Below are 20,002 nucleotides of genomic sequence, written 5' to 3'. Positions count from 1 at the left end.
CTTTTTTTATTATTTTAATTCGTGCGAAGCTTTTGAAGCTCCAGTAGGAAATTATTATTAAGCACTTTGATATACGTACCTTTCATTCCCAATGAGCGTGATTCGATGACACCCGCACTTTCAAGCTTACGAAGCGCGTTTACAATGACGGAACGCGTGATTCCGACACGGTCTGCAATTTTACTGGCAACAAGTAGTCCTTCATTACCTTCCAGTTCATCGAAGATATGCTCGATGGCCTCCAATTCACTGTAGGAAAGAGAAGAAATTGCCATTTGAACGACAGCTTTACTGCGGGCTTCCTGTTCAATCTCTTCTGTCTTCTCGTGCAGGATCTCCATTCCGACAACGGTTGCACCATACTCAGCAAGCAGCAGGTCATCATCATTAAAACTTCCGTTCAGACGGCTCAGGATCAACGTTCCTAAGCGCTGACCACCTCCGATGATTGGTACGATTGTCGTCAATCCTTTTTTGAACAATTCCTTGTTCTCTACAGGGAAAGCCGTATACTCGCTGTCAATATCGATGTCCGGCGTCGTTTCCTTAATGTTGAATAAATTTTGGGTATACTCCTGTGGAAACTGTCGTTCAGAGAACATTGCGTTCATGCGCTCGTTTTCAATTTCCTGGTTGATGGCGAAGCCGAGCAGCTTCCCACGGCGGCTTACAACGAATGTATTCGCTTCGATAACGTCTCTCATCGTTGCGGACATTTCATTGAAATCCACCGATTTTCCTGTTGTTGTTTGTAACATAGCATTGATTCTGCGTGCACGTTCTAGAAGTTTCATGTGCGTTTCCTCCTTGTTGATCTCATCCTTATAGAATGAATCGTGATAAGTCTTTGTTTTTTACAATAGATGATAGTTTGCTGTCTACATACTGTGGTGTAATCTCGATCGTTTCCATCGTAACGTCAGGAGCTTCAAAGGATAGATCCTCAAGCAGCTTCTCCAAGATTGTATGGAGACGCCGAGCTCCTATATTGTCGGTTTCCTGGTTCACTTCGTGAGCGATTTCTGCAAGTCTAGTAATAGCATCGTCAGAAAATTCAACCTTTATACCTTCAACTTCAAGTAATGCTTTATATTGTTTCAAAAGCGCATTGGAGGGTTCTGTCAAAATGTTCTTGAAATCCGCGACGCTCAGTTTATTCAATTCGACCCGGATCGGGAACCTTCCCTGGAGCTCAGGGATGAGATCGGACGGTTTAGCCATATGAAAGGCACCGGCAGCAATGAACAGAATATGATCGGTCGATACGGGGCCGTATTTCGTGACGACCGTTGAACCTTCAACGATCGGCAGAATATCACGTTGAACTCCTTCTCTGGAGACGTTCGCCTGATTGTCTCCTTTCGCTGCCACCTTATCAATCTCGTCGATAAAGATCATCCCGGACTGTTCCACCTTGGAAACGGCCTCCTGTCCGACTTCATCCATATCCACAAGCTTGCCTGCTTCCTCTTGTGTCAATACCTTTCGGGCTTCTGCAACAGAGAGCTTCCGTTTCTTCTTCTTCTTCGGCATGAACTGGCTGAAAGCATCCTGCATGTTCATTCCCATCTGTTCCATCCCGGAACCTTGCAGCATATCGAACATGGATGCTTGAGATTCTTCCACGTCAATTGTGACCATGCGATCCTCAAGCTCGCCGAGATCCAACTGATGCCTGATGCGGCTACGCTTCGTTTCAATTTCCGTTTCGTCTTTATCCTCAGCGGAATCCTTATCCTCTTGACCGCCTTGATTAAAGATCATCTCAAACGGGTTCTTAAAGTTGTTGCCCTGCTTCTTTTTGGAAGGGACCAGCAGCTTGACAAGTCTTTTGTTCGCCTGCTCCTCTGCACGGTCTTTGACCGCTTCCATCTTCTCCTGTTTAACCATACGGACAGCCATCTCTACAAGATCACGAACCATGGACTCTACATCGCGTCCGACGTAACCTACTTCCGTAAATTTCGTCGCTTCCACTTTTACAAATGGCGCACCGACCAGTTTGGCAAGACGGCGGGCAATCTCTGTCTTCCCTACCCCCGTCGGTCCCATCATTAGGATGTTCTTTGGAACAATTTCATCCTTCAGGTCATCCGTCAGCTGCATGCGACGGTATCTATTCCGAAGAGCGATCGCGACAGAACGCTTGGCACTGCCCTGGCCGATAATATATTGGTCGAGCCTTTCGACGATTTCTCTAGGCGTTAAATTTAATGACATACGTATGCCCCCTTAATCGAGAACTTCCAAAATGATTTGATCATTGGTGAATACACAAATTTCACCTGCAATTTCAAGTGCAGCTCTGGCTATCTGTTCCGCGGACTGCTCTGGGGAATAGCGCTTAAGCGCTCTTCCTGCACTGAGGGCGAAATTACCTCCGGAACCGATGGCTAAAATACCATCATCCGGTTCTATTACTTCCCCTGTACCAGACACTAGAAACATGTTTTCTTTATCCATTACGATCAACATCGCTTCCAGCTTACGGAGAACGTTATCGCTCCGCCACTCTTTTGCAAGCTCTACCGATGCTCTTGCAAGGTTGCCGTCGTAACTCTCCAACTTCCCTTCGAACTTCTCGAAAAGAGTGAATGCATCTGCAACAGAACCGGCAAAACCAGCGAGCACCTGATCATTGAATAATCGCCGCACCTTACGTGCGGTATGTTTCATGACGACTTGATTTCCTAGGGTAACCTGACCGTCACCGCTCATCGCACTTTTCCCCTGATGCTGTACTGCGAATATCGTTGTAGCATGAAATTGTTGATCCATAACCTTCACCTCTTATTTGCTCTTGGATGGGCATTCATATAAACATTCCGTAACCGGTCTTTCGTAACATGGGTGTAAATTTGTGTAGAAGACAAGTGCTCATGTCCAAGCAGTTCCTGAACTGCACGGAGATCGGCTCCTTCGTTCAGAAGATGAGTGGCAAAGGAGTGACGCAGTTTATGCGGATGAATATCCACAGTAAGCGCTGCCTTCTGCACCATTCTCTTCAAAATCAGACGAACACCGTCGGCCCGGAGAGGTCCACCTTTAGCGTTTAGAAACACTCGATTCGTCGCTTCGGTCCTTTTTTCAGACAAAACTTTTCTGCCGCTGTTGATATAGGTTTCAAGTGCTTCTCCCGCATATTGGCCGAACGGGACATACCTTTCCTTTCGCCCCTTCCCGTGTACCAGGACGGTACGCAGAGAAAAATCGATGTCTCCCATTTCCACTCTCACGCATTCGCTGACCCGAATACCTGTTCCATACAGTAGCTCGATAAGCGCCTGGTCCCTCTGTCCAAGAGGGGTATCAAGGTCACTTACCGTAAATAGATGCTCCAGTTCTTCTGAATAGAAGAATTCAGGGATTGGTGCATCCTCTTTTGGAAGCGAAACGTTGATGAAGGGATTATTCGCGAGAACCTCTTCTCTCTCTAAAAACCGGAAGAAACTTCTCAGACTAGATATTTTTCGAGAAACCGATCTTCTGGAGTACCCGTGCTCATGCTGCCTCGATAAAAAGACCCGGATCACAGGGTAATCACAGTCGTGTATAGTGAAGCCTTCAGATTGCAGAAAATCAGCAAATTCATCGATGTCTCTTCCGTAATGTTTCACGGTCAATGGTGAAGCATTTTTCTCAATCTGAAGATATTCCATGAATTCTTCTTTATAATTCTGCATCGTTTTTTGTCACCTCGCAAAGGCGCTTAAATTTTATCACATGCATGTTCCGAATAACAATGGATTTAATAAAAATGTAACAAAATTCTGAATTGTTTCCAACTATAAGCAATCGACTTGAGCATGTTTAAGTCATTAGTCATGGGTCCAACCTTTTTTAACCAGCTGTCAAGTATGTAGCCTTACCAAACCGTAATTATAGCGCCACCTACTTCCGGTGTCAATCAAAAAGGGAAAAGAGCCTACAACTATAAGGATAGTCATAGGCTCTTATTTATATAACCGGATTATGCCTGCGGCTCTTCTTTATAATCACAGCTTGTACATTGGATTTGAGTGCCCTTCTTGACTTTCTTCTCCACAAGAAGCGATTCACATTTCGGACAAGGGCGGCTGATCGGTTTATCCCATGAAATGAAATCACATTCCGGGTACCGTTCACAACCGAAGAATTTCCGGTTTTTCTTACTTTTTCTTTCCACTACTTCGCCTTCTTCACACTTCGGACAAGTGACGCCTACCTTTTTAAGGATCGGCTTCGTATTCCGGCATTCCGGGAAGTTGGAGCAGGCGAGGAATTTTCCGTAACGGCCCATCTTGTAGACCATTTCATGACCGCAATTCTCACAATCAATCCCAGCCGGTTCGTCTTTGATTTCCACTTCTTCCATTTCTTTCTCCGCTTTTTCCAAGCGGGGCTCGAAACCTTTGTAGAAGTGCTGGATGATATTCACCCACTCCTCCTTGCCGTCTTCAATGGCATCGAGGTCATCTTCCATTTCTTTCGTAAAGTCGACGTCAATGATTTCAGGGAAGTACTCCTTCAATTGTTCTAAGACGATTTCCCCTAATTCCGTCGGTACAAAACGCTTATTATCAAGGGCTACGTACCCACGACGCTGAATGGTGTCGAGTGTAGGAGCATAGGTGGACGGACGACCTATACCAAGTTCTTCCAGCGTTTTCACCAAGCGGGCCTCTGTGTATCGCGGAGGCGGCTGGGTGAAATGCTGATTCGGCTTGATTTCTTCCGCTTTCACCGTCATTCCTTCTTCCAGATGAGGAAGCAGTTTATCTTTCTCTTTTTTATTATCATCGTTTCCTTCCACATATACCTTCATGAAACCTTTGAATTTCACTTCTGATCCTGTGGCACGGAACTCCACTCCTTCATTATAAAGGTGGACAGTCATCGTATCGAGTACGGCAGGAGCCATCTGACTGGCGATGAAACGATCCCAAATCAGTTTATAAAGGCGGTACTGGTCTCGGGAAAGAATGCTCTTCATAGCTTTAGGATCACGGTCGGCACCCGTCGGTCTAATAGCTTCGTGTGCGTCTTGTGCTCCTTCCTGCTTCTTCGCTTTCTTATCTGCACCCAGGTACTCTTTGCCAAAGTGGCCTTCCACATACTGTTTCGCATCTTCTTTAGCGGAATTAGACAGCCTTGTGGAGTCTGTACGCATGTAGGTAATTAAACCCGTCGTGCCTTGTTTTCCGCCAAGATCAATCCCTTCATATAACTGCTGTGCGATCATCATCGTTTTCTTGGCTCGGAAGTTCAATTTCCGCGCCGCTTCCTGTTGTAAAGAAGAAGTCGTGAACGGAAGGGACGGATTCCGTCTGCGCTCTCGTTTGTTGACTTTTTCAACGGAAAAATCTTTTCCCTTCATACGGCTCTGTATTTCTTTAACGTCGTTTTCTGTCTTCAATTCCTGCTTCTTCCCATCAACACCATAGAATGATCCTTGGAAAGCTTCCTTATCCTTCAAGAAATCAGCGTCGATCGTCCAATACTCTTCAGGCTCGAAGCTCTTAATCTCATTTTCCCGATCGATAATTATTTTTACGGCTACGGACTGCACACGCCCGGCGCTCAAACCTTTCTTAACTTTCTTCCAAAGGATCGGGCTGATGTTGTATCCAACAAGGCGATCAAGAATCCGGCGTGCCTGCTGGGCGTCAACGAGATCCGAATCGATCGAACGCGGATGTTTGAAAGAATCTTTGATCGCTTCCTTCGTAATTTCGTTGAAGACGACCCTGCAGTCGGAGGTATCATCAATATCGAGGCTGTGGGCAAGGTGCCAGGCAATTGCTTCCCCTTCACGGTCGGGGTCGGCTGCGAGATATACTTTCTTCGCTTTCTTTGCAGCGGTTTTCAGTTCTTTCAGGACGGGTCCTTTACCACGGATGGTTATATATTTTGGTTCGAATTCATTTTCAACATCCACACCCATTTGACTTTTCGGTAAGTCGCGGATGTGACCAAGTGAAGCCTTCACTTTGTATTTTTTTCCGAGATAGCGTTCAATTGTTTTTGCTTTCGCTGGTGATTCAACGATTACAAGATAATCTGCCATGTAGGTTCCTCCCATAGAGGTAAATTTCTCTGTTCCATTCTTTGATAATTTTTCATAAATAAATCTTCCCTATTATTAAATACAATGAAACCGTTTGTCAAACATGTTTCTTGAAAAACAACGCCCCGAGCTAAGCCGCATCTCCTTAAGTATCTCCCTGTTCACCCTGAAATTATCTCCTTTTGAATTCTCGGAACAGGAAAGCGTTTCCTACGAAAAACAGCGTGATATCAACCTTTTGAGGAAACGGTTCGGTACGTTTAATAAACAGAATATATGGAAACGGCACCTTTTGGCAATACATATGTTCGGGAGCGTGAAAAAAGTTACAATTTAATGAAATATCGGTCGGATATGGAAGCGAAAAGGAAACGATCCCAATTTCTATTCCCAGTCCTCCCATATATCCTCATAGGTATGGACAAGTTTCGCACCATCGTTGATCATCCGGTGGCACCCTTCGCTCGTTTGACTTCCCGCCGGACCTGGCAGAGCATAGACGTCCCTCCCCTGCTCGAGAGCCTGATCGACCGTTATAAGGGTCCCGCTTCTAAGGCGTGCTTCCACTACAAACGTCGCTGTAGATAGACCGGAAATAATACGATTTCTTTCTGGAAAGTGATACTTCTTAGGCGGCTGATCCGGCGGATATTCACTGATGACGAGTTGATTTTCAGCGAGGGTTCTATAAAGACTCTCATTATTACGGGGATAGACATGATGAAAACCGGAACCGAGCACAGCTATCGTTCTTCCCTTATTTTCCACTGCCAGCTGATGGGCATATTGATCGATTCCCTTGGCCATTCCGCTGATGATTGTAAAGCCCTTATCTATCAGCGGGACTAGAACGGACGTCATCGCAGGATAGGCATATTTGGAAGGCTTTCTTGTTCCAATGACGCTCAACGGGCGAAAGGGGTGTAATAGAGAAGCGTCTCCTTGGAGATATAAAATGAGAGGAGGATCTGGGATTGTTCGGAGAAGGGGTGGATAATGCCTGTCGAACCATGTAACAACACGGCCGTGTTGTAAGATTTTGTCGAGTTTCTTCATTATATTAGGGTCGTTCCTATGATGAATGATACCGGCAGCACGGACGGGGGAAATACCAAGCATATGGACAAGCTCCTCCGCATCGGCACGGTACGGTAACAGCAGATCTGAATCTGCTTTCCCTATCCTTTTTAACAAAGAACGGGACATTCCCGGGATTTGATGCAGGGCGATCAAACGTGTTCTCCTGTTATTCAATCAGGCACCTTCTTTCCATTAGATAGAGACCGTGCCTTTAGATCGACACGGCCTCCGCCTTAGTTACTTAGTGGGTCTTGCATTTATCGAAGAGATTTTGCTCTTTCAACACTTTTATAAGCGTTTCTCCCATAACGGAAGGGGTTTCCGCCACTTCGATTCCGCATTCATTCATGACGCGGATCTTTTCGTCAGCTGTACCTTTACCGCCTGAAATAATGGCACCGGCATGCCCCATACGCTTGCCGGGAGGTGCTGTACGGCCTCCGATAAATCCAACGACCGGCTTCTTCATATTGGCTTTTACCCATTCGGCTGCCTCTTCTTCTGCCGTTCCGCCGATTTCCCCGATCATAATTACGGCTTCTGTATCTGGGTCTTCGTTGAAAGCTTTCAAAACGTCGATGAAGTCTGTGCCATTGACAGGGTCACCGCCGATTCCGACAGCAGTCGACTGGCCGATACCGGACTCTGACAGCTGATGAACCGCTTCATATGTGAGTGTTCCGGAACGGGATACAACTCCGACATGTCCTTTTTTGTGGATGTAGCCCGGCATAATACCGATTTTACACTCATCCGGAGTAATAACACCAGGGCAGTTAGGACCGACAAGGCGCGTTTTCTTTCCTTCCATGTATCGTTTTACTTTAACCATATCCAAAACCGGGATATGTTCTGTAATGCAGATAGCGAGATCAACCTCTGCATCTGTCGCTTCCATAATCGCGTCAGCTGCGAATGGTGCAGGTACATAGATGACGGATGCGTTGGCTCCTGTTTTTTCTACAGCTTCTGACACAGTATTGAATACCGGAATACCTTCGACTTCGGTTCCACCTTTACCAGGTGTCACTCCTCCGACGATTTGTGTACCGTAATCCACCATTTGTTTCGTATGGAATAGTGCAGTCGAACCTGTGATACCTTGGACTATTACCTTTGTATTCTTATCAATATAGACACTCATCCGTTTTCCCCACCTTTCTTACTTGACCAGTTCTACGATTTTTTGTGCACCTTCTGCCATGGAATCTGCAGAAGTGATATTTAGTCCGGATTCTTCAAGAATTTTCTTCCCTGCATCCACGTTCGTTCCTTCTAAACGTACGACAAGTGGAAGCGTAAGCCCGATTTGTTTAGTCGCCTCTACGACGCCCTGGGCAATGACGTCACACTTCATAATTCCTCCGAAAATGTTCACAAAGATTCCTTTTACGTTTTCATCGGACAGGATGATCTTAAACGCTTCGGTTACCTTCTCCGCAGTCGCACCGCCTCCTACGTCAAGGAAGTTAGCAGGATCACCACTGTAGTGTTTAATTGTATCCATAGTCGCCATTGCCAGGCCCGCACCGTTTACCATACAACCGATATTGCCGTCTAATGCAATATAGCTAAGGTCATACTTGGACGCTTCTACTTCTTTCGGATCCTCTTCATCCAAATCGCGAAGTTCAGCAATATCCTTCTGACGGAACAAAGCATTGTCATCAAAATTCAGTTTGGAATCCAGAGCGATGACGTCTCCGTCTCCGGTTGTGACTAAGGGATTGATTTCAGCTACAGAACAATCCTTTTGTACGAAGACGTCATAAAGTCCGAGCATGAACTTGACAGCTTTTCCGACCGCCTCCTTCGGAATATTGATTTGGAACGCCAACCGGCGCGCCTGGAACGGCGTCAAGCCTGTCACCGGGTCAACTACTTCTTTGAAAATTTTCTCCGGTGTAGCTTCTGCTACTTCTTCGATTTCTGTTCCGCCCTCTTCTGAGGCCATCATTGTTACTTTGCTTGTTGCACGGTCAAGGACAAGCCCGATGTAATATTCACTTTGAATATCGCAGCCTTCTTCAATTAGTAAGCGCTTTACTTCTTTACCTTCTGGACCAGTTTGATGGGTTACCAGGGTGCTTCCCAGTATCTCTTCCGCGTATGTACGCACTTCATCAAGATTCTTGGCGATCTTGACTCCTCCGGCTTTCCCACGTCCACCTGCGTGGATTTGTGCTTTTACTACAGTCACGCTGCTACCTAATTTCTCCGCTGCTTCAACAGCTTCATCTACGGTATATGCTACGTGGCCGTTCGGCACAGAAACGCCGAAATCACGCAAGATTTGTTTTCCTTGATACTCGTGAATATTCATGTTTCATCCTCCCATCATTTTTCACTGCATGTCCATTGTATAAAAAAACGCTATCAATTGTCCATACTAAGCTAGATTTCTGTCGAAAAATTCGCAAGATTGACAGATATTTTATTATGTAAACACAATCTATGCATTAAGAATTTCCCCATTCTTTGTCAGCTTTATAGACGAAAGCGAAAACTTCAGCAACGACATGATACAAATCTTCCGGAATGTGTTCATTCAAATCCAGTTCAGACAATAACTCCACGAGAGTCGGGTCTTCATGGACCGGAACATCGTGCTGCTCCCCTTTTTGTAGAATACGATCGGCCGTGCTGCCCGTCCCCTTCGCTTTTACTACCGGTGCCGCATGATGACCCGATTGATACCGGAGGGCGACCGCCCTTTTCTGTTTCTTGTTCATATCCACACATCTACTCCTTTCTTATCCGTTGCAGTTGTCTTCGGAGCACAGGTCTCTTTGGAATCATACACATGAAACTTTACCAGCCGGTATCCCTGCTCCGACAAACCTTGCTCCAGCTCTTTTTTATAGGATTCGACAAGGGCACCCGCTCCTTTTACCCCCGGCTCAACGAGTACGGATACGTTTTTATTATTGATTCGAAGGTCAAGGACCGTCTCGTCCAGGCTTTCAAGATTTAGATAAAATAGGATGTGACAGAATGACGGGTCCAAAGCTGAGCTGTTCCGCTTCTTCTTCCCGTCCATGGTTATGTAAATGTCACCGGAAGCATGAAAGACGGCTCCAGGGAGCTGAAGAAACAGCTGTACTCCTTGATCCGTCTCCCTGCGTGAGATCGACTGCATTTTATTTAACGTGTTCAGAGTCTCCTTGAGTACTTGCGGGGTCAGCAGGGCTTTTGATTCCGGATGCAGCAACAGAGATTTCAGGCTGTCTCTTTGTGGTTCTCCTGAAACCATCCGCTTTTCAGAATCGAATCCGTAACTGGCAACAGCCGCTTTCAAACGAATGTATGCATGTTCCTTTTCCGAAAGCTTAAGGAATATGCTTAATCGGCTGACCCAGTCCACCAGCAGGTCAATCATGGCCGGATCGTTTCTTATATGATGAAGACGACTAAGTAAATCAGGCCACACTTTGTCTACGGCCGGAGAAGAAAAACCAGGAGGAGAAGCAGTATCCTCTATCATCCCTTTTTCCAACGTGGTGGCAAAAGGAAGAAGAGGTGCTTTATGTGAAAGAGATGTCTTCATAATAGTAGGGGGATCAACCAACTCTCGAGACTGGACAACATCCCACACCCCTTTTATTTTTTCCGCCATCTTTTCCAGGCTTTGTGGAAAGGGAGGTGATTCTTCCCCGTTTTCTGCCCATTGAAGCCAGGCAGAACGATAGGATGAAAAGGACTGGGTGGAAATTAAACCAATTTGACGGAAGAGCTGATACGAGCTTCGGTCTCCTTCTGCGACTTCCCGTAACAGTTTCGCTGCAGCAGATCCGGCTGCCGATTCCGAGGAATTCTCTGCAGTGAAGTGTGTCAGGACGCCTTGCAGCTTATTGATACGTCGTGATATCGGAGCTTGAGAGAGTGCTTGTTCCAGCTTGGCAAATGTTGCAGTGACAGAATGGGAGGCTTTCCTCACCAAGCTGTTAATCAGCGCAGGAGGTACCGTAAGCCCGCTCCTGGCCATGACCTGTATGAATTCGGCACTGTTTCGATCACTCTGTAAAAGAGGAAGGAATGGAGCGGTATGTGGTTGGGGGAAGACGGGGAGTGTATCCAGCATTGCTTTATCTGTGGAGAGGGGCTGTCTTCCTCCGGTCCGGGCAGGCATGGCTGCATGCCGCCCTTCGCGCAAAGCTTCCCACTTCATCACAGGTTCCGTTTCCAGTACTTTAAAGAAGTAGGTTCTGCCTTCTTTAACGTTAGACTGGGTATGAATAGAAAAAGAGCGGCCGCCGACTTCGACGACCGTTTTAGTACCCTGTGGGCGCTCTGACACATATCCTCTCACTACCTGATTCTTACCAGGGGTCTCCTTCATAGCAGCGTTTTGGATAATCGGACCGAGTTTGGACCAAATACCATTCAACATGATTATACGCCCTTTCTTACAAGACAGATTTCACAGGAGCGAAGCTCTTTCTATGGGCAGGTGTCGCTCCCAGCGTTCTCAACGCCTCTAAATGCTCACTCGTCCCGTACCCCTGATTAGACCGGAAATGATAACCAGGGTACGCCTCTTCCAGTTCTGCCATATAGCGATCTCGAGTTACTTTGGCGATGACGCTCGCAGCGGCAATGGATACACTACGTTGGTCACCTTTAACGAGGCTTGTCTGGCTGCAGGCTGGATAATCGATCTCCATGGCGTCAATAAGCAGGTGGTCAGGTGATACAGATAGCTGCTCTACTGCCCTCTTCATCGCCAATTTGGTAGCCTGATAGATATTCAAGCGATCGATCTCTTCACTTGATACGACACCTACGCCCCAGTCGGCCTCCTCCGTAATTCGGCAAAAGAACGCTTCTCTCTTCTTTAATGAAAGCTTCTTAGAGTCATCCAGACCCTCCAGATAGAAACCTTCCGGAAGAATGACGGCACCAGCAACGACCGGTCCGGCAAGCGGGCCTCTTCCTGCTTCATCAATTCCTGCAATCGCCTGCTTTCCTTGAGAAATCCATGCAATTTCAAATTGACGTTTCTCCTCGAACTGAGCTTTCTGCTCTGCTTTTTTTTCTTTCTCTTTCAAATAACGTTCCAAGAGCTTCTTGACACCTTTTCGTTCATCTCTTTGGAACGCCTCCCAATCTGCTGAAGTCATCGTTCCTTCTTTTATCCTTTTAGATATCTCTGCAATCGTCCGTTTTGACATGACAGTACGTCCACTACCTTTCTTCTTTTATCGGAAACATCTCTGCAATCATTAGCTTCTCTACATAAGAAAAAAGCGCAAGGCAGCTATTCCTGTGCGCTTTCTTCCTTATTCCGGACTTTCTAAACTGATCAAGCCGAATTTACCTGATCTTAGATCCTGAAGGATAACATCCGACACCTTCTCAAAATTGACGACGCCCCCGCTCTCGAGACACCCTCTTTTCCGACCAATCTGTTCGAAAGCTTCCATGATATCATCATAACGGTCGAATCCGAACCTCTCCTCAAGCAAAGCAGGATAATGGTCTCTCATGTAATCAAGAACATAAGCTGCCACATCTTCTTTCGGAAGGATCTGATCCTTGATCGTTCCGATGGCCGCAAGACGATAACCTACTTCTTCTTCTTCGAACTTCGGCCAGAGAATCCCTGGAGTATCAAGAAGCTCAAATTCCTTCTTCACTTTGATCCACTGCTGCTTAGTCGTTACCCCCGGCTTATCGCCGGTCTTGGCCATCTTTTTATTGGCAAGACGGTTGATGAGAGTGGATTTCCCAACGTTCGGGATGCCAAGAATCATTGCTCTGGAAGCACGCGGTCGAACGCCCTTTGCTTTCAATTTCTCCAGCTTCTCCCTGCCCAGCTCTTTCGCCTTCTGGACTACTCGTTGTACATCTTGTTTTTTATTTGCTTCAATTGCGACTGCCGGGATGGATGACGCTTCAAAATATTCGATCCACTCTGCTGTTTTCTGCGGATCGGCTAAGTCCTTCTTCATAAGGACGATCATCTTAGGTTTTTCTTGTAATATTTCATGCAGCATCGGGTTCTGGGAAGAGAAAGGTGCTCTTGCATCGACAAGTTCGATAACGAAATCGACGAGCTTCAACTTCTCTGCCGCTTCCCGCTTTGCTTTGGCCATGTGGCCGGGATACCATTGAATAGTCATCGTAAACCTCCTAATTAACAAGACTGACCCGATTAAGCGGCCAGTAGGACAAAACAGCCTGTCCGACAATTTGATCATCGGAGATCATGCCGAGCATCCGACTGTCTGTGGAATTGTTGCGATTGTCCCCAAGCACGAACAGATGCCCTTCCGGAACAACTTCATACGATCCGGGCAGCTCTTCCATGGAGAAGTCTTCGGTGAAACGCACACCCTCGGGAAGTTCGCTTTTTCTTTCATCAAGGAAAGGCTCGTCCACCGGTTCTCCGTTTACGAACAGCTGATCATTTTCATACTGAATGTGATCCCCGGGCAGACCGATGACACGTTTAATGTAATCTTTCCGCTCAGTCGCATGAAACACTACGACATCAAAACGATCCGCAGAGCCTAATGTATAGTTCAATTTACTAACGATCAAGTGATCCCTGCTATGTAGTGTATCCAGCATAGACGGCCCTTCAACAACAACCGGCGCAAACAGAAATACACGTACCACGACAGCAAGTACAGCTGCAATGACGAAAGCCTTTATCCAATCTAACCATTGTTGTTTCATACTAGTCCCCGCTTCCTGGGCATTCGAAACAGTTAAAAAGCTGTCTCCCAAATCTTTCTTGACTAGAAAAAAGGAGCTTGACAGATGCAAGCTCCTTTCTCTTGAAATTAGATAATTTCTTTAATACGTGCCGCTTTACCACGCAGGTTGCGCAAGTAGTAAAGTTTCGCACGACGTACTCTACCACGACGAGTACGCTCGATTTTAGCGATACGTGGAGAGTGAACAGGGAATGTACGCTCAACGCCTACACCGTAAGTAATTTTACGAACAGTGAATGTTTCGCTGATTCCGCCGTTCTGGCGCTTAATTACAACACCTTCGAATACCTGGATACGCTCGCGAGTACCCTCGACTACCTTCACGTGTACTTTTACAGTGTCACCAGGACGGAAGTCTGGGTGGTCTGTACGAAGCTGTTCTTTTGTAATGTCATGAATCAATTGTTGCATGATCTTCACTCCTTTTTAACTAATGCTCGTGTTTTCTATGAAACAGCGGAACATCGTTTTCCACTTAAACCGTTCGTTTAAGCACAAAGATTAATATACCACAGGACCGGGCAAAGTTCAACAGCTCTCAGCTATTTTCCCATTCCCTGATCCAAGATTTCTCCTTATCAGAGAGTTCCCTGTCTTTTAACAAATCCGGACGACGCTCGAATGTCCGTTTCAAGGATTGATAGTGGCGCCATTCTTCAATCTTGGCATGATTGCCTGACAGAAGGACATCCGGAACTTTACGTCCGCGGAAGTCGGCTGGTCTTGTATAGTGTGGATGTTCAAGCAGCCCGTTGGAAAAGGAATCCATCGGAGCTGATTGTTCATTACCAAGGACACCTGGTACAAGCCGCACCACGGAATCAATAACGACCATTGCCCCGAGTTCCCCACCCGTCAACACATAGTCTCCGAGCGATATTTCATCCGTTACAAGTTCTTCCCTTATCCGCTCATCATACCCCTCATAGTGACCGCATATGAACACTAAGTGGTCTTCCCGCGCCAATTCCTCCGCTTTCTTCTGGGAATGCGGTTCTCCCTGCGGGCATAAAAGGACGACCCGTGGTGGTTTTTCCGATTTGTCTTTGATGGCCTGAATGCTGTCAAAGATCGGCTGGGGTGATAATACGAGTCCTGCACCACCACCGTAGGGATAGTCATCCACTTTGTTATGCTTGTTCTCTGTATAATCCCGGAAATTCACATAATTATAAGTGAAGGCTCCCTGCTCTTGAGCCCGCTTCATAATAGAAGTCTGCAGCACCCCGTTGAACATTTCAGGAAAAAGCGTCAAAATATCGATATGCATCAGTCAAGCAGCCCCTCTATTGGATCGATGACCACCGTCTTGTTATCTACATCCACTTGCTTTACAACAGACTCTATATAAGGAATAAGGACATCTGCGCCCTGTTTTTGCTTGACAACCCAGACGTCGTTCGCACCAGGTGTCAGAATCTCCTTGATCAAACCAAGCTCTTCCCCTGTCTCCAAGTACACCGCACAGCCTATGATTTCATGGAAGTAAAATTCGTGCTCGCCAAGCGGAGCCTGAGCTTCCTCGGAAACCATCAGCTTCCCATTCTTATATTGTTCTACATCGTTAATGGAACCATGTTCCTCGAATCGAATCAGATCGAACCCCTTATGGATACGGTGCGTCGTTATGACGAGGGGTTTCGGCTCCTTGTTTTCTTGAACCAAGTAAAGCTGCTGTCCCGGCTGGAAGCGTTCGTCAAAATCCGTAACGCGATGGACCTTTACTTCCCCCTTGATGCCGTGTGTATTAATAATTTTTCCGACGTTGTACAATTGTTTATCCATGTATATGACTACCTCGCTCGTATGACTTTTCCATCTTTAATGACGATTTCCTGTTCCTGTGTTATGTCCTTCCAACAATCGCCTTCGTGGACGGTGACTAATACGTCTACTTCGTCCGTCTTGAGCTCACTTCCATCAGGCAGGATGTCCAGCTGTGTCGATTGATATTCCAACCAGCGAAGCTGATCTTTTCTCCGGCTGATTTCTTTAGAGAATCTCTTCTCGACTTCCTGCTTCGAGAGGCCGGGTTTACGTTCCAACTTCTTTTGTTCGAACATCAATTGCTCACATTCCTGATCAAGCTGTTTCCATTTCTGGTCGAAGTTCCGCTTCATCTCTGCACGGCTATTATTGGTCAGTACTTCTTTTACCGGGACTCTTCTGATGATCTGCATCTTCGTTCCCTCACCACCGCTTCCTCATGCGTTTCATACATGAAACTAGTAAAAAAGGGAAAGGTTCTCCCTCTCCCTTCTTACATGATATCCAAATAGATTCGCTTATCGGAATCTGAGCCTGCCGCATACACGACAGTTCGAATCGCTTTCGCAATCCGCCCGTTCTTTCCGATCACTTTTCCAACATCATCGGGATGGACGGAAAGATGATAAATCAGTTTATGATCTTCTTCTTTTACGTCCACCTTGATGTCTTCGGGATGATCGACAAGCGGAGTGACGATCGTTTCGATTAAGGCTTTCATGGGATCACCACTACTTCGTTATTGGTTTTTCTTTTCGTGGAACTGCTTCATGATGCCTTCGTTTGAGAATAGGTTACGAACCGTGTCGCTTGGCTTCGCGCCATTGGACATCCAGTCGATCGCTTTGTCAGCGTCGATCTTAACCTCTACAGGGTTAGCGACTGGGTTATATGTTCCGATTTGCTCGATGATGCGACCATCACGAGGAGAACGGGAATCTGCTACTACTACACGGTAAAATGGGTTACGTTTAGAACCCATACGTTTCAGGCGAATTTTTACTGCCATATTTAACAACCTCCAAAATTTCTTTAATGTTTCACACAGATTTAGATTTTAGCAGAAGTTCAATGGTGTGTAAAGGTTTTTTCCATTACATAAACGGAAATTTAAATCCTTTACCTTTTTTCCCTTTGGTATTGCTCATCTGCTTCATCATTTTCTTCATTTCTTCAAACTGTTTCAAAAGTCTGTTGACCTCGGAAACGGACGTTCCGGACCCTTTGGCGATCCGTTTCTTGCGGCTTGCGTTCATGACGGACGGATCCTGACGCTCATGCTTGGTCATCGACTGGATAATCGCTTCCACATGAACAATCTGTTTGTCATCAAACGAGACGTTCTGCAAGCCTTTCATCTTATTGGCGCCGGGGATCATGTTAAGGATCTCATCCAAAGGCCCCATATTCTTCACCTGCTGCATCTGCTCAAGGAAATCCTCGAAAGTGAAAGAGGCTGTACGCATCTTCGTTTCAAGCTCACGCGCCTGCTTTTCATCAACCTGGGTCTGTGCCTTCTCGATGAGTGTAAGCATATCCCCCATCCCGAGAATACGGGATGCCATACGTTCCGGGTGGAACGTCTCAAGCTGATCGAGCTTCTCTCCCATACCGGCGAACTTAATCGGCTTCCCTGTTACTGCTTTAATGGAAAGAGCCGCACCACCGCGGGTATCCCCATCCAGTTTTGTCAGGAGTACGCCGCTTACATCTAGCTGCTCATCGAAGCTTTCCGCTACGTTGACAGCATCCTGCCCTGTCATCGCGTCGACGACGAGGAAGATTTCATCCGGGTTGACCGCTTCTTTGATTTCCTGCAGTTCTCCCATCAGATCTCCATCAATATGCAGTCGGCCGGCGGTATCGATCAGCACATAATCATAGTGCTCTTCCTTCGCCTTGGCGATAGCATTCTTCGCAATATCCACAGGATTCGCTTCCGTTCCTTCCGCATGAACAGGCATACTCAGCTGCTTGCCAAGCGTCTCCAGCTGCTTGATGGCGGCCGGGCGGTAAATATCTGCTGCGACGAGCAGCGGGCTGCGGTTGTAGCTTTTCCTTAGGAGGTTGGCAAGCTTTCCGGTGGTCGTCGTCTTACCGGCACCTTGAAGTCCGACCATCATAATGACAGTCGGTGGTCGTTTGGCGACGGCGATTTTGCTTTCGTTCCCACCCATAAGCTCGGTGAGTTCCTCTTTGACGACTTTGATAACCTGCTGCCCCGGAGTAAGGCTTTCCATTACTTCCTGGCCGATCGCGCGCTCTTTAATGCGCTTGACGAAGTCTTTGACGACTTTGAAGTTTACATCGGCCTCGAGGAGGGCGAGGCGAACTTCACGCGTCATTTCTTTTACATCTTGTTCGGTCACCTTCCCTTTGCCTTTGATTTTCTTAATCGTTTCCTGCAAACGGTCGGATAAACCTTCAAAAGCCATTGAAAGCCCCCCCTATTCTAATTCTTGTAGTTGTTCCAGCCAGTCATGGAATCGTTCCGGAAGCTTCTCTTGTTCTATTTCTGCTTCCATTTCTTTGATCACCTGCTGGCGTTTCTGGAATTTTTCATATAGCAGAAGTTTCTTTTCATATTCTTCCAGCATCGTCTCTGTTCGGCGAATGTTATCATAAACCGCTTGACGCGAGACATCAAAGGTTTCGGATATTTCACCAAGCGAGTAATCTTCGAGATAATATAACTCCATATAATTTCTTTGTTTAGGAGTCAACAACGATTGGTAGAAATCAAAAAGATAGTTGATACGTGTCGTTTTTTCCAGCACGTTGGAAGCACTCCTTGTTAAGTGAAATACCTTTACACATAAATATTAACGGAGCCTGTCCCCAGATGTCAAGGCTTAAGACGTTTTTTCTTCGTCCTCTTCATACTCATCGATCATGTCAGCAAACAAACCGTAGACGAATGCATGGGCGTCGAAGTTCTCAAGGTCGGTCACTTTCTCACCGAGGCCGACCAGTTTAACCGGAATGTCCAGCTCCTTACGGATGGCAAGGACAATTCCACCTTTAGCCGTCCCGTCAAGCTTGGAAAGCACGATACCGGAAACATCGGTCGCTTCTGCGAATGTCTTCGCCTGACTCATTGCATTCTGACCCGTTGTTGCATCAAGGACGAGCAGTACTTCATGAGGAGCCCCCGGAGCTTCTCTTTCGATGACGCGCTTCACTTTGGAAAGCTCATTCATCAAATTGACTTTGTTCTGCAGTCGGCCGGCCGTATCACAGATGAGCACATCGGCATTTCTTGATTTGGCTGACTGGATCCCGTCAAAGATGACGGCTGCGGGATCGCTTCCTTCGCTGTGCTTCGTCACGTTCACACCGACACGCTTACCCCACTCCTCCAACTGCTCAATCGCACCGGCACGGAATGTATCTCCTGCTGCAAGCGTTACGTTCTTCCCTTCTGACTTCAGGCGGTGTGCAAGTTTGCCGATTGTCGTCGTCTTTCCGACGCCGTTTACACCTACGAAGAGATAAATGGTCAAACCATCAGGGTTTTCTTTCAGGCCTTCCACTTCACCTGCATCATCATCTCCGTAATAGATTTCCACCAGTTTCTCGGAAATGACCTCCTTCACCTGCTGTGGATCTTTAATGTTCTTTCTTTTTACTTCCATTTCAAGCTCTTCAATCATTTCCATGACGGTTGTCACACCGACGTCTGCGGAAATGAGTACTTCTTCCAGCTCTTCGAAGAAATCTTCATCCACCGTGCGGTACCTGGCGACGAGGTCGTTTATTTTACTGGAAAAAGAGTTCCTTGTCTTTTGAAGGCCTCGTTTGAACTTCGAGGCGATGGTGTCTTTCTCTTCCTCCACGTCTGTTTCCGTTTCCGACTGGATTTCTTCTTCATCGGCTTCCTCAACTTCTTCCTGTTCTGTAGAAGAAGGATACTGCTCAGGTGATGCTTGACCGGCGGTTTCTTCAGACGTGTCCTTTTCCGGGGCAGGTACCTCTTCCGACTTGACTTCGGTCTCTCCATCAAGGGATTCCTGCTCTGTTTCTTCCTCTTGCTCTAAAGGGAGTTGTTCCTTTTTCTCTGTTTCTTCATTCTTCACAAACTTCTCTTTCAACTTTTTGAAAAAACTCATCGACTCATCCTTCCTACGCTTCCAATAATTCCGGTGCTTCTTCCAACCTGACAGAGACGAGTTTGGATACTCCCGACTCCTGCATCGTCACACCATAGAGTACATCTGATTCTTCCATCGTCCCTTTCCTGTGAGTAATGACGATGAACTGGGTTTTCGCACTAAACTCCTTCAGGAACTTTGCAAACCGGTCGACATTTGCCTCATCAAGAGCCGCTTCCACCTCGTCCAGGACACAGAACGGGACAGGTCTGACACGCAGGATGGAGAACAACAGC

General features: G+C 46.7%; 23 protein-coding genes. All 23 read right to left on the bottom strand.

Going from position 1 to position 20,002, the window contains the following annotated elements:
* Nucleotides 1–14: 14 nt before the first annotated feature.
* Complete coding sequence (codY, locus tag D479_RS13255) at nt 15–794, bottom strand: GTP-sensing pleiotropic transcriptional regulator CodY (RefSeq protein ID WP_008637898.1); 780 nt, start codon at nt 792–794, stop codon at nt 15–17.
* A gap of 28 nt (nt 795–822) precedes the next feature.
* On the bottom strand, nt 823–2,220 hold the full coding sequence (gene hslU / locus D479_RS13250) for an HslU--HslV peptidase ATPase subunit (RefSeq protein ID WP_008637897.1): 1,398 nt from the start codon (nt 2,218–2,220) through the stop codon (nt 823–825).
* 12 nt (nt 2,221–2,232) lie between these two features.
* Entirely contained in the window at nt 2,233–2,778 is a 546-nt protein-coding gene (gene hslV / locus D479_RS13245) for an ATP-dependent protease subunit HslV (RefSeq protein WP_008637896.1), read from the bottom strand.
* Nucleotides 2,779–2,783: 5 nt separating this feature from the next.
* Nucleotides 2,784–3,683: a tyrosine recombinase XerC gene (gene xerC / locus D479_RS13240; RefSeq protein WP_008637894.1), complete on the bottom strand. Its 900-nt coding sequence runs from the start codon at nt 3,681–3,683 to the stop codon at nt 2,784–2,786.
* Nucleotides 3,684–3,970: 287 nt separating this feature from the next.
* Entirely contained in the window at nt 3,971–6,046 is a 2,076-nt protein-coding gene (gene topA, locus D479_RS13235; protein WP_008637892.1) for a type I DNA topoisomerase, read from the bottom strand.
* A 384-nt stretch (nt 6,047–6,430) separates the two neighbouring features.
* On the bottom strand, nt 6,431–7,300 hold the full coding sequence (gene dprA, locus D479_RS13225; protein WP_241210936.1) for a DNA-processing protein DprA: 870 nt from the start codon (nt 7,298–7,300) through the stop codon (nt 6,431–6,433).
* Nucleotides 7,301–7,367: 67 nt separating this feature from the next.
* Nucleotides 7,368–8,270 (bottom strand): succinate--CoA ligase subunit alpha, encoded by a 903-nt coding sequence (gene sucD, locus D479_RS13220; protein ID WP_008637886.1) that lies wholly within the window; start codon nt 8,268–8,270, stop codon nt 7,368–7,370.
* Nucleotides 8,271–8,288: 18 nt separating this feature from the next.
* On the bottom strand, nt 8,289–9,449 hold the full coding sequence (sucC, locus tag D479_RS13215; protein ID WP_008637885.1) for an ADP-forming succinate--CoA ligase subunit beta: 1,161 nt from the start codon (nt 9,447–9,449) through the stop codon (nt 8,289–8,291).
* 136 nt (nt 9,450–9,585) lie between these two features.
* Nucleotides 9,586–9,858 carry an EscU/YscU/HrcU family type III secretion system export apparatus switch protein gene (locus D479_RS13210; RefSeq protein WP_008637883.1) on the bottom strand — a complete coding sequence of 91 codons (273 nt, stop codon included), beginning with the start codon at nt 9,856–9,858 and terminating at the stop codon, nt 9,586–9,588.
* Nucleotides 9,855–11,516: a hypothetical protein gene (locus D479_RS13205; RefSeq protein WP_008637882.1), complete on the bottom strand. Its 1,662-nt coding sequence runs from the start codon at nt 11,514–11,516 to the stop codon at nt 9,855–9,857. The genes D479_RS13210 and D479_RS13205 overlap by 4 nt, the downstream gene beginning before the upstream one ends.
* Before the next feature lie 16 nt (nt 11,517–11,532).
* Nucleotides 11,533–12,297, bottom strand: a complete 765-nt coding sequence (locus D479_RS13200) for a ribonuclease HII (RefSeq protein ID WP_008637880.1) — start codon at nt 12,295–12,297, stop codon at nt 11,533–11,535.
* A 108-nt stretch (nt 12,298–12,405) separates the two neighbouring features.
* Nucleotides 12,406–13,248: a ribosome biogenesis GTPase YlqF gene (gene ylqF / locus D479_RS13195; RefSeq protein WP_008637877.1), complete on the bottom strand. Its 843-nt coding sequence runs from the start codon at nt 13,246–13,248 to the stop codon at nt 12,406–12,408.
* Between the two features lie 10 nt (nt 13,249–13,258).
* A complete protein-coding gene (gene lepB / locus D479_RS13190; protein ID WP_008637875.1) occupies nt 13,259–13,807 on the bottom strand; it encodes a signal peptidase I in 549 nt (182 codons plus the stop codon).
* 107 nt (nt 13,808–13,914) lie between these two features.
* Nucleotides 13,915–14,259 (bottom strand): 50S ribosomal protein L19, encoded by a 345-nt coding sequence (gene rplS / locus D479_RS13185; RefSeq protein ID WP_008637874.1) that lies wholly within the window; start codon nt 14,257–14,259, stop codon nt 13,915–13,917.
* A gap of 127 nt (nt 14,260–14,386) precedes the next feature.
* Nucleotides 14,387–15,118 (bottom strand): tRNA (guanosine(37)-N1)-methyltransferase TrmD, encoded by a 732-nt coding sequence (gene trmD, locus D479_RS13180; RefSeq protein WP_008637872.1) that lies wholly within the window; start codon nt 15,116–15,118, stop codon nt 14,387–14,389.
* The gene (gene rimM / locus D479_RS13175) at nt 15,118–15,633 is read right to left on the bottom strand and encodes a ribosome maturation factor RimM (RefSeq protein WP_008637870.1); all 516 of its coding nucleotides are present in this window, start codon (nt 15,631–15,633) and stop codon (nt 15,118–15,120) included. Before rimM ends, trmD begins: the two co-directional genes overlap by 1 nt.
* An 8-nt stretch (nt 15,634–15,641) precedes the next feature.
* On the bottom strand, nt 15,642–16,028 hold the full coding sequence (locus D479_RS13170; RefSeq protein WP_008637869.1) for a YlqD family protein: 387 nt from the start codon (nt 16,026–16,028) through the stop codon (nt 15,642–15,644).
* A gap of 80 nt (nt 16,029–16,108) precedes the next feature.
* Complete coding sequence (locus D479_RS13165) at nt 16,109–16,336, bottom strand: KH domain-containing protein (protein WP_008637868.1); 228 nt, start codon at nt 16,334–16,336, stop codon at nt 16,109–16,111.
* Nucleotides 16,337–16,354: 18 nt separating this feature from the next.
* Nucleotides 16,355–16,624, bottom strand: a complete 270-nt coding sequence (rpsP, locus tag D479_RS13160; protein WP_008637867.1) for a 30S ribosomal protein S16 — start codon at nt 16,622–16,624, stop codon at nt 16,355–16,357.
* An 85-nt stretch (nt 16,625–16,709) separates the two neighbouring features.
* Nucleotides 16,710–18,050 carry a signal recognition particle protein gene (ffh, locus tag D479_RS13155; protein WP_008637866.1) on the bottom strand — a complete coding sequence of 447 codons (1,341 nt, stop codon included), beginning with the start codon at nt 18,048–18,050 and terminating at the stop codon, nt 16,710–16,712.
* A gap of 12 nt (nt 18,051–18,062) precedes the next feature.
* Nucleotides 18,063–18,392 (bottom strand): putative DNA-binding protein, encoded by a 330-nt coding sequence (locus D479_RS13150; RefSeq protein WP_008637865.1) that lies wholly within the window; start codon nt 18,390–18,392, stop codon nt 18,063–18,065.
* Nucleotides 18,393–18,467: 75 nt separating this feature from the next.
* Entirely contained in the window at nt 18,468–19,724 is a 1,257-nt protein-coding gene (gene ftsY, locus D479_RS13145) for a signal recognition particle-docking protein FtsY (RefSeq protein ID WP_008637861.1), read from the bottom strand.
* A 13-nt stretch (nt 19,725–19,737) separates the two neighbouring features.
* The coding region (locus D479_RS13140) for an AAA family ATPase (protein ID WP_039871489.1) at nt 19,738–20,002 on the bottom strand (265 nt) is incomplete at its 5' end.

This window comes from Halobacillus sp. BAB-2008, assembly GCF_000328325.1.
GTDB lineage: Bacteria > Bacillota > Bacilli > Bacillales > Halobacillaceae > Halobacillus.
The sequence above is the reverse complement of the archived record's forward strand: the minus strand, read 5'-3'. Positions and strand labels throughout refer to the sequence as shown.